This is a genomic window from Nocardia sp. NPDC003482, from assembly GCF_053588115.1.
Window position 1 is genome coordinate 87,978 of record NZ_JBSFPI010000023.1, and the last position, 12,485, is coordinate 100,462.

The window sequence follows — 12,485 nt, forward strand, 5'->3', positions numbered from 1 at the left end:
GACATCGCCCCGGGCGAACGAACCGGCACGCGAGCGAATGCCCCTCATACCAACCTTCCCAACCGCGCATACCGCGCCGCTCCCACCAAACCCGCACGAGCCCCGTACTCCCCCAGTACCACCCGAGGCACCCCCGCCACCCGCACCAGCCGATCGAACCGCTCCTGCACCGCGTCGACCAGCACGGCCCCCGCCCCCGCCAGCCCGCCGCCGAGCACGACCACACTCGGGCAGGACGCGTGAATCACCCCTAACAGCCCCTCGGCCAGTGCGTCCACCGCGTCGTCGACCACCGCGCGGGCATCGGGATCGGCGTCGAGGACCGCGAAGACGGCCTCCGCTCCCGACACGGTCCGACCGGTGCGAGCGGTATACGCCCGAGCGATGGCCGCTCCCGAGGCCACGGTCTCCACACAGCCGAAACTGCCGCAGGGACAAGGCAATCCGTCCCGATGACGCACGGGAATGTGCCCGTACTCGCCCGCCTGCCCCGCCGCCCCGCGCACGAGTCGCCCATCGACGGACAACGTCCCACTGATCCCCGTCCCGAGAATGACCACGCACACATCGTCGAACCCCCGCCCCGCCCCGAACCGCCACTCCGCCCACCCCGCCACCGCCACGTCGTGCTCGATCAACACCGGCATCCCCCACCGATCCCGAAAGCGGTTCCCCACCAACACATCCCGCCATCCCACATTGCTGCTGAACACCGCCAGCCCCCGCTCGGGATCGACAATGCCCGGCAACACCACCGCCGCCCGCACCACCGGCCCGTGTTCGGCCGACACACCGGACAGCAACGCCGCCCCGAGATCACCCACGGCATCGAACGCCGCCGCCCCGCGCGGAGTCGCCACCGTCCCCGAATACAACACGGCCCCAGCGGAATTCGTGATCTCCCCTTTGATCGTCGTCCCCCCGACGTCGACAGCCAGCACCAACCCGTCCCCGGCAACCTCGTCCCCGCTCGCCCAAGCGTCACCGACCGATCCCCCAGTCGCCCCGCCACCGGCCCGACCTCGAGCTCCAGCCGAATCACCCGCTACCCGACCACCACCGGCCCGATCCCGAGCCCCAGCCGAATCACCCGCTACCCGACCACCACCGGCCCGACCTCGAGCCCCAGCCGAATCATCCGTTACTCGACCACCACCGGCCCGATCCCGAGCCCCAGCCGAATCATCCGCTACCCGACCACCACCGACCCGACCTCGACCTCCACCCGAGCCATCCGTTACCCGACCACCACCCCCCGCCGAACCGACACCCCGCCGACCCGCCCGCCCACGCCCTTCCCCACCCACGGCGCTCACCACCGCCCCGTCACTCGAGGATCACCGACCGGTTCAACCCGCGCGGATGATCCGGATCCAACCCCAGATCCGCCGACCGCAACACACACAACCGATGCAACCGGACAAGATCGGCCATCGGATCGATATCGCGCCGCTCGAAATGCGCCCCCGCAGCCCGAACCTCCTGCGCCAGCGAAGGATCCACCGACCCGAATGCCCACACCGCCCGCCCCGGCGCGGCAATGCTGATCGGCCCGTGCCGATATTCCGTAGCCAAATAGCTCTCCGCCCACGATTGGCAGGATTCCCGCAGCTTGAGCCCGGCCTCCTCGGCAATGGCCGCGGCGAATCCCAGGCCCACGAAGGTGATCTGCTGGGCATGCCGGACGTCGGCGAGGGCGACGGCCGGATCCTCGGCGAGCACCTCCCGCGCCTGGGCCACGGCCGGGGACAGATCCTCACCCAGATGCCACCGCAGGATCGCCAAAGTCGTTGTGGCGAAACGGGTCTGGACCACCGAGCGCTCATCCACGTCGTCGATGAGGATCGGATCGCCCAGCTCCAGCACCGGCGTGCCGGGGCTCGAACAGATCACCGTGCGCGGCACCCCGGCGGGGATCGCGCGCATGGCGTCCACCACCTCCGTGGTGGTGCCGGAACGGCAGATCACCAGATACCGGTCGTACTCGCGGTCGCGGACCGCGCTGGCAGGCCAGGCGTCGGTGAGTCCCTGCCCGGACGATTCCCGTAGCTCGGCAATGGCACGGGACATGAAAAGCGAGGTACCACAGCCGATGACGGCGACCCGCTCGCCGGGACGCGGCAGGAGCGTGGCGTGCTCGGCGGCGACGGTCGCGGCCCGGGTCCAGTCGTCGGGCTGGGTGGCCACCTCGGCGGCCAGGTGGGTTTCGGGGATGCGGTCAGCAGAGGTCGGCACGTCCCCAGGATCAACCCGAATGATCGTTCATGTCAACTTAACAACCAAAACGGTCACATTCGATCACTCCAGGCGCTACATTCCTTTCAAACGGATTGTTCATTGAAAGGTCTCGCTCGTGAAACGTCCACTCCGCGGCGCTCTTTCGTCGTTCGCGCTGCTCACCGGCCTGGCATTGGCGGTGTCCTCCTGCGGGTTCGGCGGCTCGAAGTCCGACGACGCCGACCCCAACTCCCTGTCCTTCCTGGCCCCGGTCTACAGCGACGGCACCAAGTCGGAATGGGACAAGATCATCTCCGACTTCCAGAAGCAGAATCCGGACATCAAGGTCAATCTGCAGACGGAGTCCTGGGATTCGATCAACGACGTGGTGCGCACCAAGTTGCAGAGCGACTCCACCACGCCGGACATCCTCAATATCGACGCGTACTCGAGCTTCGCGACCGACGGCAAGCTGTATCCGGCGACCGACATCGTCGAGCAGTCGGTGCTCACCGACATCCAGCCGGGCTTCGCCAAGAACGCCTCCATCAACGAAACCCAGTGGGCGCTACCGCTTTTCGCCTCCACCCGCACCCTGTTCTTCAACACCGACCTGTTCACCCGCGCCGGGATCGACGCCCCGCCCAAGACCTGGGCCGAGCTGACCGACGACGCCAAGAAGATCCAGGCGCTGGGCGGCGGCGTCTCCGGCTACGGCCTGCCGCTGGGCAGCGAGGAGGCGCAGGGCGAGACCTCGATCTGGACCTTCGGCGCGGGCGGCAACTGGTCCGACGGCGACAAGATCACCGTCGATACCCCGCAGAACCGCGAGGGCGTGCAGGCGATGAAGGCACTCGCCGAATCCGGTGCGACGCAATCGAATCCGGGCGCGACCAACCGCGCCGACGTCATCAACGCGTTCATCCAGGGCAAGATCGGCATGATCGAGGGCCTGCCCCCGACCATCGGCCAGATCGCGCAGAAGAATCCGGGCCTGAAGTACGCGACCGCGCCGTCGCCGACCAAGACCGGTGAGCATGTCACGCTCGGCGTGGCCGATCATCTGATGGCGTTCAAGAAGGACGGCAAGAAGCAGGCCGCGATCAAGAAGTTCCTGACCTACTTCTACTCCCCGCAGGTCTACGCCGACTTCGTGAAGGCCGAACATTTCATCCCGATCACCAACAGTGGCGCGCAGGCGCTCGCCGAGGATCCGGTCACCAAGGCGTTCGGGGCGACGCTGCCCGCGGCGCGGTTCTACCCGAGCAACAACCCCAAGTGGGGTGCGGCTCAAGGCGCAATCCGCCAACAGATGGGTACGGTCGCCCAGGGCGCCGATCCGGGCGCGGTGCTGGGCAAGATCCAGCAGGCGGCGAGTTGAGAGCGCTGCGCGCGCTGCCGTGGATCGGCCCGGTACTGGTGCTGATTGCCGGCGTCGTCGCCTTCCCGGCCGGGTACATGGTGTGGACCAGCACCCGCGATCTGAGCCCGTACGGGCAGGATCGCGGCCCGGCCGGGCTGGCGAACTTCCGCAAGCTGTTCGCCATCGACGAGTTGGGCTCGATTCTGCTGCACACCGTCGTGTGGGTGGTCGCGGTCGTGCTGCTGACGTTGGTGTTCTCGGCGGCGCTGGCGCAGTTCCTGAACAAGGATTTCCCGGGGCGCACGCTGGTGCGGCTGGCGATCCTGGTGCCGTGGGCGGCGTCGGTGGTGATGACGACGACGATCTTCGCCTACCTGCTGGACCCGGATGTGGGCATCGCGAACCGGTTCCTCGTCGACATCGGCGTGCTGGACCGGGGTTTCGGGTTCACCAAACAGGCGGGTCCGGCGTTCCTGGTGGCGATCGGGGTGGCGGTGTTCGTCTCGGTGCCGTTCACGACGTACACGATTCTCGCTGGGCTGCAAGGGATTCCAGCGGAGATCGAGGAGGCGGGCCGGGTCGACGGGGCGGGCGCCTGGCAGCGCTACCGGCATCTGACGCTGCCGCAGTTGCGGCCGGCGATCGCGGTGGCGACGATCATCAACATCATCAACGTGTTCAATTCGCTGCCGATCCTGCAGGTGTTGACCGGCAGCATCGCGGGTTTCGACGCGGATACGACGACCACCCTGACCTTCAAGCTGATTCGGCAGAACCAGCAGGTCGCCACGGCGGCGGCCATGAGCGTGCTCAACTTCGTGCTGATCGTGGTGATCATCGCGGTGTATGTGCGGCTCACCCGCTCGGCGCGCGAGGAGGCGCGATGACCGCATCCAATCCCGTCACCGTCGAGCGGGCGGCCGACGAGCTGGTCGCGGAAAGTGTTGCGGCGCCGCGCCATTCGTCACGGAAGACGCGGCGCCGCTGGGATCTGACTGCGGTCGGCGTCGTGCTGGCGGCACTGTTCCTGATCCCGTACCTCGTCATGGTGCTGGGCTCGCTCAAGCCGAGAGCGGAGATACTACGGATTCCGCCGACCTATTTGCCCGAGCAGTGGCGGCCCGGTAACTACGCGACCATGTGGCACACGCCGGAGACGCCGCTGCCGTTCAATCTGGTGAGCACCCTGATCATCTCGGTGTGCGCGACGGCGGTGGTCCTGCTGGTGGCGATCCCCGCGGCGTATTACACCGCGCGGCGGCGCTTTCCGGGCAAGGCCGCGTTCCTCGGCCTGGTGCTGGTAACCCAGATGTTGCAGCCGGTGGTGCTGGTTACGGGTTTGCTACGGGAATTCTTCACGCTCGGCATCAACGACACCTGGCTGGCCATGATCCTGGTGAACGCCGCGTTCAACCTGTCGTTCGCGGTCTGGATCCTGCACAGCTTCTTCGCCTCGATCCCCGTCGAGATCGAGGAGGCCGCCCAACTCGACGGCCTGAGTCGCCTGCAGATCCTCACCCGGGTGAGCCTGCCGCTGGTCTGGCCCGGCATCGTCACCGCGACCATCTTCGCGTTCGTCTCCTGCTGGAACGAATTCGCCGCCAGCCTGGTGATCCTCACCACCCCCGAGAACCAGCCGCTCTCGGTCGCCCTCACCAAGTTCGTCGGCCAATACGACACGGCTTGGCAATATGTCTTCGCCATCTCTACCGTCGGCATCGTGCCCGTAGTGATCCTGTTCGCCCTCATCGAGAAACGCCTGGTAGCCGGACTCACCGCCGGAAGCGTCAAATGACCTCCGCCACAGACCGTTCCGTGCGCTGGACACGGCTGCTGGAGTTGCTCGCCGACAGCGGGCGGTTGTCGGTGGAGGAGGCCGCCGAGCGGTTGGGGGTGTCGCCCGCGACGGTTCGGCGGGATTTCACGGCGCTGGCCGATCAGCAGTTGGCGACGCGGACGCATGGGGGCATCGTGGCGACGTCGGTCGCCTACGACCTGCCCGCCAGGTATCGAGGCGCGGACGCGGCCAAGCAGCGAATCGCGGAACACGCCGCGAGCCTGGTGAATCCGGGTGAGGTGGTCGGGATCAACGGAGGGACGACCACGACCGCGGTCGCGCGCGCCCTGGCCGGGCGCGCCGACCTGGCGGAGTTGACCATCGTGACCAACGCTTTGAATATCGCTGGAGAGATGGTGCTCCGCCCGCACCTGCGCACGATTTGCATCGGTGGGCAGGCGCGGCGGGAGTCGTACGAGCTGCACGGACCGTTGGCCGAGCGCGCCATGGCCGAATTGCGTTTGGACACTTGCATTCTCGGTGTCAACGCGATCACGGCCGAGGGCGGTGCGCAGGGGCGTCATCTGGACGAGTCCGGGATCAATGCGGAGATGGTACGGAGAGCGGATCGGGTGATCACGGTGGCCACGGCCGACAAGTTGGAGAAGACGGCGTTGGCTCGGATTTGCCCTATTGGGGATATTGATGTGTTGGTGATGGATACGGCCGCCGATCCGGAATCTGTTGCGGCTATCAGGGATGCGGGGGTGCAGGTGGATCTGGTGTAGTGGTCACCCTCCGCGCACCAGACCCAAAAGCATTCTCCTGGAGTCGTTTTCGTCCAGCGCGACCCTTCGAAGTTCCATCAGCACTGTCTCGTAGCCGCGAACTTCCTCCGAACGTTCCAAATACAGTTCACCAACATACTCTTCGATATAGACGACCGGTGGTTCGATGAACTTCGTCTGGGACAGAAGCGGAAATCGCATGAGCGAGAAGGATCCGACAACCGCTCCGATATGATTGCGGGCGTTGAAGGGGACCACGCGAATCGAAATATTGGGTCGCTCACCGATCTCCGCCAGATACCGCCGCTGCTCGTCCATCACCCCGGCTCCACCCAGTTCTTCGCGGACCGCGGCCTCCGACAAGAGGATCTCGACGGTGAAGTCTGGATCGTCCAAGCGCCGCTGCCGTTGCGTCCAGTATTCGATCCGCTCCTCGATCTCACCGGTGGGTACATTGGGTGATCTCGTCCACTCTACTGCGCGCTGGTATTCCACTGTCCGCACAATCTCGGGTAGGAGGATGACATGCCATGTCGTCAAGCGATCAGCAGCCTCTTGCAGGACTGGAAGATGATCGAAGTGGTCGGAACTCCTGTCCAGATTTGGACGCCACCATCCACCCCCCTGCTTCGCGGTGACTCTCACCTCGTGCGCGAGAGCCAAAATCAGCCGCCGCGTCGCATCGGAGACCTGGTAGCGATCGCACAGCGTATTCATATACAGGTCGGAGGCCGACCGAACCGACAACCCTTCCTCCAGTCGGCCCATCGTCTGTGAAGAAATACCGAGAAAGCTGGCAGCCCGCGCTTGACTTATCTCGACCTTTGCCCGGAGCTCATTCAACTTTCGGCCCAGCGCACGTCGCGCGAGCGTAGAACCTTCGGCAACCATTTGAATACCTCGCTTTCGAAGGGGTTTCAGGGGATATGAAAAGAAGTCCAGTAGTCGTGCCGTACCGCGTTCCACACCGCTTCGTAGCGCGGCCACTTTTCACGTGAGAAGGCCAGATCGGGCTCGTGGCCGGGTGTGAAGGACAGCACGAAGGCGCCTGTCGAAACGTCGCGGACCGAGATGATCGTGAGCTGGTGACGGTCGGGCTCGACTCGCCAAGTCACCTCCAATTCTCCCGCTACCGAGCATCGAGGGGAGTTGGCCTCGGCACCACACATGAGAATCAGTTCCCCGCGTCGATGAACGACGATACGATGTGCGTTCCCTCGACGTCGGCGAGTCTCTCCAGCACCCTCAGCAATGTTCGAAAATACGGACTCATCGGTGCCGAAAAATCGTCGTCGAGGGCTGGGAAGACTATTCCGCGTGCAGCGGCCCGCTCACGTGGCGAAAGCGAGGGCGGCACGATCCTGCCCGCACGAACGAGACAGCCGAACGCTGCTGCCTTCATCGGACACCAGACAGCACGGCAAGCTCGGTGTTGCCGCATGATTCGATGGGCTTGCTCTACCGAGATGGAATGGTCGAGCAACACGGCCTCTCCTCCGATCGAACATGCCGCGTGCCGATTCCGGACGTGATACTCAGTCGGTTCCATGTCTTCCTTTCGGCGATTCGAGACGGGCTGCGCTATGTACCATTTCGACGATTCCGTGTTCGGCTTGTTCGGACCAGGCACCAGCGGGGTACCGAAGAGGTACTCTCGGTGCACTCAACCTGTTGATCGGGGGCTCAACGGATGAATGCCTGCATGAAATGGACCGGCCGCGAAGCAGCTGCCCTGCGGGAAGCCACCCGGCTCGGACAGGAGAGATTCGCGGCGTGGGCCGGAGTATCGGTCGAGGCTGTGAAGAAGTGGGAGCGCCGCAAGGAGAGCATCCGGCTCACCCCGCGCTACGCCTTGCGGATGGATCACAAGTTGCGACAGTCCGATCCCGTTGTGGTGGAGCGGTTCTGGTCGATTCTCAATGGTCCGGCTACCGTGAAGGTGGAGACCGCGCACGAGCTCGATGCGCTGCTCGGCTCCGGCATCGACAGCGAGAGTGTGTGGGTGCCGAAACGAACCGTCACGGGAGAGGTGGTGCTGGTGCCGGTCCCGCGCCGCGATTTCGTCCTCGGCATCGGCGCCGGAGTGGCCGGTGCGACTCTGTCCTCCCAACCCTTGGCCGCGGTCTTCGCCGACACGAAGGTGGACCACATTCGGCACTTCACGGACAAGCGGATGACGATCATCGAATCCGACAATCTGTACGGAGCCAGACACACTCTGCCCGAGGTACTTACGGCGATTCAACGGATGCAGGCCCTGCGTCTCGCCAAGACCGTCGACGCGCAGGCCCTTCTCCGACTGCTCGTGATGTATGCCGAAACCGCCGCCTGGCAGTTCCAGGATCAGCGGATGTTCTCGCAATCTCGGCATTGGGCGGAGAAGGCGCTGGCGTGGTCACACCAACTGGGAGACGACTACTGCATCGGGCTGTCCCTGGTGCGAATGAGCCAATTGGCCTGCGATATGGATGATTTCACCGGAGGAAAGGCATTCGCCGAGGGAGCGCGACGGACGGCACCGCCGAATTCCCTCTTCGCGGCGGCCGCCGTCACCTTCTGTGCGCACGCCGAGGCTTTGGCGGGCGACAGGAGCGCCAGTGCGCGCAGTTACGATAAGGCACGATCTATGGTCAACAGGGCGGAAGCGGATCCAGTGTGGGGCTTCTTTCTCGACCACTCGTACATCGACGCCTATCAAGCATTCAGCCTCGCCGAAATTGGCGAAACTCGTTCCGCCACAGTCTTGTTCGCGGACGCAACCGCCAGAATGCAAGCGGGCTACCCACGAGACCGGGGGCTCTATGTGGCCCGCACGGCTGTCGCACACATGCGGACGGGAGATATGGAGCCGGCTGTCCGGCTCGGCCTCGAGGCGTTGCGCATAGGGTTGGGCACCGAGTCCGGTCGGATCATGGCGAAGGTGGGAGAGCTGAGGAGAGCCGTAGACCCCGGTAGCAAGGAACCTGGTGTCGACGAGTTCGTCACTGCGTATCAGGAATGGAAGGACTTGGGATGCCCCGACCATACGTAGTCCTGTCCGTAGCCGTCAGCGTCGACGGCTACATCGACGACCTGGTGCCCGAGCGGCTCAACCTCTCCAACCCCGAGGACTTCGACCGGGTGGATCAGGTGCGGGCCGAGTGCGATGCGATTCTCATTGGGGCCGAGACGCTTCGGCGGGACAATCCGCGGCTGATCATCAAGAGCGAGGCTCGGCTTTCGGCTCGGGTGGCCGCGGGTAAACCGGCTCATTTGCAGAAGGTCGTCGTCTCCGCGTCGGGAGAGCTCGATCCGGAGGCCAAGTTCTGGCATCACGGGGTCGAGGACCGGCGGCCGATCGTCTACACCACCGATACCGGGGCGAAGGCGCTGCGCGATCGTCTCGGCGAATTGGCGACCGTGGTCTCGCTCGGGGAGAACGTCGAATTCGGTTCTCTGCTGGACGATCTGGGGCAGCGAGGTATCGCTCGGCTCATGATCGAAGGGGGCACCAGCATCCACACCGCGGTGCTTTCCGCCGGTCTCGCGGACGAACTCCACGTCGCCATTGCACCTCTCCTGATCGGCCAAGCCGATGCGCCGCGATTCGTGAATCCAGCGGAGTTTCCGGGTGGTACGCGGCGTCGGATGCGGTTGGTGGACACCACACGGATCGGTGATGTCGTGTTATTGCGGTACTTTCCGAAGGAGGAGAGCGCGGAGTAGGCCGTGACCGGCCCCATGAGTATCGCGGCGACTACGGTGTGCTCGCATGTACGACGGGACATCGGAGTTGTCCACAGCAGCCAGGCGGGAATCCTACGGACCACTGGCCGAGCGGCGGCAGACCCTACTTCATGTGAGGAACGATCCGTTCTTCGGTCCGTCGCACAGCCTCCCGCAAGGCGGACTCTGCTTCCCTGATCGACCGCGCGACAACGTGTTCCGCGCCGTATCGTTCGCGGATGTCCGCCAAGCGGGCCGAGAAGGTCGTATCGCGACCATCGGCTGTCGTGGTCATGTCGGCCCACCACAGAGCGTCCCGCAGCGGCGTGAATTCGTCGGACCAGTCATCGATGTGAAGCTGTCGGTTACGCGCCTCGACCCAGGCGCACGAGTGATGCGCCACGAGTGCGCACAATCGTTCCGGCGCGCCCGATTCTCGCAGGAACTCAGCGCCGTCAATGGGATGGAAACCCGTCCGAATCAGGTGCGGCGCGTAGCCGATATCGTGCAGCCAAGCAGCCGCCACGAGCAACCCCGGATCGTCCACCACCTCGGCCGCGAGGGCTGCCCGGCGAGCTACCCCTTCGACGTGGGCCGTCCGCCGAGGCAGGCGCGCGAGGTGTTGCCGTGCGAGATCGGCTGCCCAGCTCACGAGGTCGGTCGACATACGTCCACGGTATGCACGATGGCCCGCATGATCACGTTGTTCCGCTGGCCTAAGCGCCGACCGAGGGGACGAGGTTTCAGGTATGCAGGTCATATGGGCAGGGACCGGCGCCACAGCTCTGCTCGACAAGTGCCGCCAACGGATGTGTCCTCGTTGATGTGATGGTGTAGGAGGATCGGAAATTGCGAATAGGCGTGACCGGGCACATGAACATCACGGCCGAAACGGTGCCCCTCGTGTACAACGAGATCGTGCGGAGACTACCCAGGGCAGACGCCACCGATCTCGTCGGGGTGAGTTGCATTGCGCGCGGCGCGGATTCGGTGTTCGCCCAAGCCGTCCTCGATTCTGGAGGCCGCCTCGAGGTCGTGCTCCCGTCGCGGAACTATCGGGAGCGGAAGGTGAAGCCCGACCACGCGCCGAAGTTCGATGAATTCGTACAGCGAGCCGCCGAGGTTCGGGTCATGGATTTCGACGAGGCGCATGCCGACGCTTATGAGGCGGCGAATGAGGCCGTACTCGGAAGCTGTGACCGATTGATCGCCGTGTGGGATGGGCAGGACGGTGAGCGCAGCGGCACGGGGAGCGTGGTGGCCTTGGCGCGGGAGAAGGGGATACCTGTCGAGGTGATCTGGCCGGACGGCGCTGCGCGCACGTGATTCGCGACGAGGGCCGTCTCCCAGGCGTCTTCGACTGGCTGGGAGCCGACGCTCCGTGAGGCTTGACCGCGCTACAGATCGAGATGCAAACGCAGGGCTCGATCGATCGCGTCTACAACGACTTCTGGCAGTTGACCCAGAGCCGGGCCGATACGGTCGACGGCGATCGAGCGTACTTGTTCGGCCTGCGCCTTCGAGTTCACCTTGATGCCGGAGAGCTCTTTGCTCAAGAACACCTGAAACGGATAGACCCGCGCGGTGTTGCTGGTGATCGGTACGACGGTGATCACGCCTCGTCCCAACTGCCGAGCTGTCTCGTTGGCGCGATCGTTGCTCACGATCACGGCGGGTCGACGTTTGTTCGTCTCGGCGCCCCGCACAGGTTCGAAATCGACCAGCCGAATCTCTCCCCGCCGCACTCAGGACAACCCGTCGCCGGTGGCCTCGTCCCATAGTTCTTGATCTTCGGACGTCTCCCACTCGGACCAAGCCGCAGCGTACGCATCCGACAGCCCAGATTCGCGAAGTAGGCGAATCGCCTCCTGCAACGCCGCCGAACGCGATGGGAGACCCCGCTCTCGCGCTACCTCGTCGAGTAGGGCCACATCTTCTTCTGGCAGACTGACACTCAACTTCACACCCTCAATGCTACCCGTAGTAGGAACGCTCATCCTACCGAGGTAGACTACGTGTTGGTCGAGGCCCGTTCGACGTGGCGCACAAGACTTGCCGTGGCTATCACACTCACCGATAGGCATCCGAACGCTTCGCCACCATGAAGATCGTGATCACCCGCGCGTCGTCGTCAATGCTGTACACAATTCGGTACTGCCCGAAGCGAATTCGCCAATCGCTCGCGCTACCCACGATCTTCTTCACACCCGGTGGGCGGGGCTCATCGGCCAGGTCGAGGATCATGCGCAGGGCGGTGCCGAACGCCTCTCGGGGGAGGCGTTGGAGTTGTTTCAGGACCTCGGGGTGGAACTCGATGCGCGTTCTCGTGGTCACGAGGCGAGGAGCTCGGCGGGGTCGACGCCGAGGGAGTCGAGCATTTCTCCCATGGTCATCGTCTTGAACCGTTCGCCGCGGAGGTCGCGCAGCCGCAGGGCGTCGAGGAGGTCGGCGTGTTCGTGAAGGCGTTCATAGTCGGCCATGGAGATGATGACCGCGATTTCGCTGCCGCTGTCGGTGATGATCGCTTCCTCACCAGTGGCCGCCACCCCCCGCACCACCGCGCCGAGTTGAGCACGGAGTTCTCGCAGGCTGTGTGTACTCATGTTCAACATATTAGTTGTTCGGAGGCGGCCAC

Annotated in this window: 17 protein-coding genes; 7 read left to right on the forward strand and 10 right to left on the reverse strand. The window is 64.7% G+C overall.

Annotation, left to right across the window (positions count from 1 at the left end; all coding sequences use genetic code 11):
• Nucleotides 1-44 precede the first annotated feature (44 nt).
• Nucleotides 45-941: an ROK family protein gene (locus ACWDSJ_RS30375; protein ID WP_450035951.1), complete on the reverse strand. Its 897-nt coding sequence runs from the start codon at nt 939-941 to the stop codon at nt 45-47.
• A 385-nt stretch (nt 942-1,326) separates the two neighbouring features.
• Nucleotides 1,327-2,235, reverse strand: coding sequence for an SIS domain-containing protein (locus ACWDSJ_RS30380; protein WP_450035953.1), 909 nt, complete (start codon nt 2,233-2,235; stop codon nt 1,327-1,329).
• A gap of 118 nt (nt 2,236-2,353) precedes the next feature.
• Here ACWDSJ_RS30380 and ACWDSJ_RS30385 point away from each other — a divergent pair, with 118 nt between their 5' ends.
• The 4 genes from ACWDSJ_RS30385 to ACWDSJ_RS30400 are packed head-to-tail and all read left to right on the forward strand — an operon-like array spanning nt 2,354 to nt 6,145.
• Nucleotides 2,354-3,598: an extracellular solute-binding protein gene (locus ACWDSJ_RS30385; RefSeq protein ID WP_450035954.1), complete on the forward strand. Its 1,245-nt coding sequence runs from the start codon at nt 2,354-2,356 to the stop codon at nt 3,596-3,598.
• Complete coding sequence (locus tag ACWDSJ_RS30390) at nt 3,595-4,467, forward strand: carbohydrate ABC transporter permease (RefSeq protein WP_387359303.1); 873 nt, start codon at nt 3,595-3,597, stop codon at nt 4,465-4,467. Before ACWDSJ_RS30385 ends, ACWDSJ_RS30390 begins: the two co-directional genes overlap by 4 nt.
• Nucleotides 4,464-5,375 (forward strand): carbohydrate ABC transporter permease, encoded by a 912-nt coding sequence (locus ACWDSJ_RS30395; RefSeq protein WP_450035956.1) that lies wholly within the window; start codon nt 4,464-4,466, stop codon nt 5,373-5,375. Before ACWDSJ_RS30390 ends, ACWDSJ_RS30395 begins: the two co-directional genes overlap by 4 nt.
• Nucleotides 5,372-6,145, forward strand: coding sequence for a DeoR/GlpR family DNA-binding transcription regulator (locus ACWDSJ_RS30400; RefSeq protein ID WP_450035957.1), 774 nt, complete (start codon nt 5,372-5,374; stop codon nt 6,143-6,145). Before ACWDSJ_RS30395 ends, ACWDSJ_RS30400 begins: the two co-directional genes overlap by 4 nt.
• Nucleotides 6,146-6,148: 3 nt before the next feature.
• Here the strand turns inward: ACWDSJ_RS30400 and ACWDSJ_RS30405 are convergent, their stop codons facing one another.
• Genes ACWDSJ_RS30405 through ACWDSJ_RS30415 form a run of 3 tightly spaced genes read right to left on the reverse strand, consistent with a single transcriptional unit; the run spans nt 6,149 to nt 7,631 of the window.
• The gene (locus ACWDSJ_RS30405) at nt 6,149-7,036 is read right to left on the reverse strand and encodes a Scr1 family TA system antitoxin-like transcriptional regulator (protein ID WP_450035959.1); all 888 of its coding nucleotides are present in this window, start codon (nt 7,034-7,036) and stop codon (nt 6,149-6,151) included.
• A 26-nt stretch (nt 7,037-7,062) separates the two neighbouring features.
• Nucleotides 7,063-7,260 (reverse strand): hypothetical protein, encoded by a 198-nt coding sequence (locus tag ACWDSJ_RS30410; protein ID WP_450035961.1) that lies wholly within the window; start codon nt 7,258-7,260, stop codon nt 7,063-7,065.
• A gap of 59 nt (nt 7,261-7,319) precedes the next feature.
• Entirely contained in the window at nt 7,320-7,631 is a 312-nt protein-coding gene (locus tag ACWDSJ_RS30415; RefSeq protein ID WP_450035962.1) for a hypothetical protein, read from the reverse strand.
• 216 nt (nt 7,632-7,847) lie between these two features.
• Here ACWDSJ_RS30415 and ACWDSJ_RS30420 point away from each other — a divergent pair, with 216 nt between their 5' ends.
• Nucleotides 7,848-9,176 (forward strand): helix-turn-helix domain-containing protein, encoded by a 1,329-nt coding sequence (locus ACWDSJ_RS30420; RefSeq protein WP_450035964.1) that lies wholly within the window; start codon nt 7,848-7,850, stop codon nt 9,174-9,176.
• On the forward strand, nt 9,158-9,850 hold the full coding sequence (locus ACWDSJ_RS30425) for a RibD family protein (RefSeq protein WP_450035965.1): 693 nt from the start codon (nt 9,158-9,160) through the stop codon (nt 9,848-9,850). Before ACWDSJ_RS30420 ends, ACWDSJ_RS30425 begins: the two co-directional genes overlap by 19 nt.
• A 124-nt stretch (nt 9,851-9,974) precedes the next feature.
• Here ACWDSJ_RS30425 and ACWDSJ_RS30430 read toward each other — a convergent pair whose 3' ends face one another.
• The gene (locus tag ACWDSJ_RS30430) at nt 9,975-10,517 is read right to left on the reverse strand and encodes an HD domain-containing protein (RefSeq protein ID WP_450035966.1); all 543 of its coding nucleotides are present in this window, start codon (nt 10,515-10,517) and stop codon (nt 9,975-9,977) included.
• A 206-nt stretch (nt 10,518-10,723) separates the two neighbouring features.
• Here ACWDSJ_RS30430 and ACWDSJ_RS30435 point away from each other — a divergent pair, with 206 nt between their 5' ends.
• Nucleotides 10,724-11,176 (forward strand): hypothetical protein, encoded by a 453-nt coding sequence (locus ACWDSJ_RS30435; RefSeq protein WP_450035967.1) that lies wholly within the window; start codon nt 10,724-10,726, stop codon nt 11,174-11,176.
• A 71-nt stretch (nt 11,177-11,247) separates the two neighbouring features.
• Here the strand turns inward: ACWDSJ_RS30435 and ACWDSJ_RS30440 are convergent, their stop codons facing one another.
• From ACWDSJ_RS30440 to ACWDSJ_RS30455, 4 genes are read right to left on the reverse strand one after another with little or no spacing between them, the layout of a single operon-like run.
• On the reverse strand, nt 11,248-11,595 hold the full coding sequence (locus tag ACWDSJ_RS30440; protein WP_450035968.1) for a type II toxin-antitoxin system PemK/MazF family toxin: 348 nt from the start codon (nt 11,593-11,595) through the stop codon (nt 11,248-11,250).
• On the reverse strand, nt 11,596-11,934 hold the full coding sequence (locus ACWDSJ_RS30445; protein WP_450035969.1) for a ribbon-helix-helix domain-containing protein: 339 nt from the start codon (nt 11,932-11,934) through the stop codon (nt 11,596-11,598).
• Nucleotides 11,921-12,184, reverse strand: coding sequence for a type II toxin-antitoxin system RelE family toxin (locus tag ACWDSJ_RS30450; RefSeq protein ID WP_450035970.1), 264 nt, complete (start codon nt 12,182-12,184; stop codon nt 11,921-11,923). The genes ACWDSJ_RS30445 and ACWDSJ_RS30450 overlap by 14 nt, the downstream gene beginning before the upstream one ends.
• On the reverse strand, nt 12,181-12,453 hold the full coding sequence (locus tag ACWDSJ_RS30455; protein WP_450035971.1) for a type II toxin-antitoxin system Phd/YefM family antitoxin: 273 nt from the start codon (nt 12,451-12,453) through the stop codon (nt 12,181-12,183). Before ACWDSJ_RS30455 ends, ACWDSJ_RS30450 begins: the two co-directional genes overlap by 4 nt.
• Nucleotides 12,454-12,485: the final 32 nt, after the last annotated feature.

What these genes read in the sequence shown, in the direction of transcription:
- ACWDSJ_RS30395 (WP_450035956.1), top strand. Translation starts at nt 4,464, where the DNA reads ATGACCGCATCCAATCCCGTCACCGTCGAGCGGGCGGCCGACGAGCTG.
- ACWDSJ_RS30400 (WP_450035957.1), top strand. Translation starts at nt 5,372, where the DNA reads ATGACCTCCGCCACAGACCGTTCCGTGCGCTGGACACGGCTGCTGGAG.
- ACWDSJ_RS30405 (WP_450035959.1), bottom strand. Translation starts at nt 7,036, where the DNA reads ATGGTTGCCGAAGGTTCTACGCTCGCGCGACGTGCGCTGGGCCGAAAG.
- ACWDSJ_RS30420 (WP_450035964.1), top strand. Translation starts at nt 7,848, where the DNA reads ATGAAATGGACCGGCCGCGAAGCAGCTGCCCTGCGGGAAGCCACCCGG.
- ACWDSJ_RS30425 (WP_450035965.1), top strand. Translation starts at nt 9,158, where the DNA reads ATGCCCCGACCATACGTAGTCCTGTCCGTAGCCGTCAGCGTCGACGGC.
- ACWDSJ_RS30430 (WP_450035966.1), bottom strand. Translation starts at nt 10,517, where the DNA reads ATGTCGACCGACCTCGTGAGCTGGGCAGCCGATCTCGCACGGCAACAC.
- ACWDSJ_RS30435 (WP_450035967.1), top strand. Translation starts at nt 10,724, where the DNA reads ATGAACATCACGGCCGAAACGGTGCCCCTCGTGTACAACGAGATCGTG.
- ACWDSJ_RS30445 (WP_450035969.1), bottom strand. Translation starts at nt 11,934, where the DNA reads ATGCCTATCGGTGAGTGTGATAGCCACGGCAAGTCTTGTGCGCCACGT.
- ACWDSJ_RS30455 (WP_450035971.1), bottom strand. Translation starts at nt 12,453, where the DNA reads ATGAGTACACACAGCCTGCGAGAACTCCGTGCTCAACTCGGCGCGGTG.